This is a genomic window from Cellulomonas citrea (assembly GCF_009829685.1).
Classification (GTDB): domain Bacteria; phylum Actinomycetota; class Actinomycetes; order Actinomycetales; family Cellulomonadaceae; genus Cellulomonas; species Cellulomonas citrea.
Genome location: NZ_VWSD01000319.1, coordinates 1 through 942 on the forward strand (window position 1 = coordinate 1; position 942 = coordinate 942).

The following is a 942-nucleotide window of genomic DNA, read 5'->3' on the forward strand; positions in this document are numbered from 1 at the left end:
GTGCAGGAGGCGCTGCGGTCGCACACCCGCACCCGGGTGCCGTTGGCGCCTCAGACGGTGGCCGGTCTGGTCAACCTGCGTGGCCAGGTGGTCCTCACGGTCGACCTGCGCACCAGGCTCGCACTGGAGACCGGAGCCCGCTCGGCCGAGCTGTCCAGGGCCGATGGACGGTCGCGCGTCCTGCCCGTCGGGGCGCCCGGTCCCGACCTGCTGGAGACCGCGGCCCGTGAGCTCGTGGCGAGCAGCCCTGCCGACCCCGAGGACGGTCTGCCGTGCCAGGTCGCACTGAGCGAGCTCGGCGTCCCAGGCCCACGCGCGGCCGAGGTGAGCACGGCCTGGAACAGACCGCCGGCGGGGCTCGTCCTCACCCTCGGGCGGACCTCGGACGGGTCCGTGCTGGAGATCGACCTCGTCCGGGACGGCCCGCACCTGCTCATCGGCGGGACCACCGGGTCGGGCAAGTCCGAGCTGCTGGTCACCCTGGTCACCGCGGTCGCCCTGCGGTACCCGCCGGACCGGGTGGCGATGCTGCTGGTCGACTTCAAGGGCGGCACCGGGGTCGGCGCCGCCGCCGGGATGCCGCACGTGCTGGAGCACCTGTGCGACCTGGCCCCGGCCCAGGCGACCCGCACGCTCACCGGGCTGACGGCCGAGCTGCGCCGACGCGAACGGCTGCTGGCCGACGCCGGTGCGGCCGACCTCGCCGACCTCGACCCCCGGTCGCGGCAGACCCCGCCCCGGCTGCTCGTCGTGATCGACGAGTTCCGGGCGCTGCTCGACGAGGTGCCCGAGGCGGGGTCCGTGCTGGCCCGCCTCGCCGCTCAGGGCCGGGCGCTCGGCGTGCACCTGGTGCTGGCCACGCAGCGGCCGGCCGGTGCCGTCGGGCCCGACCTGCGCGCCAACGTGTCGGCGCGACTGTGCCTGCGGGTGGCCGACCCGGCC

1 protein-coding gene is annotated in these 942 nt (G+C 76.4%); it reads left to right on the forward strand.

The window, feature by feature from the left end:
- Nucleotides 1-942: FtsK/SpoIIIE domain-containing protein (locus F2B26_RS16450; RefSeq protein WP_201292802.1), on the forward strand; the 942-nt coding region annotated here is incomplete at both ends.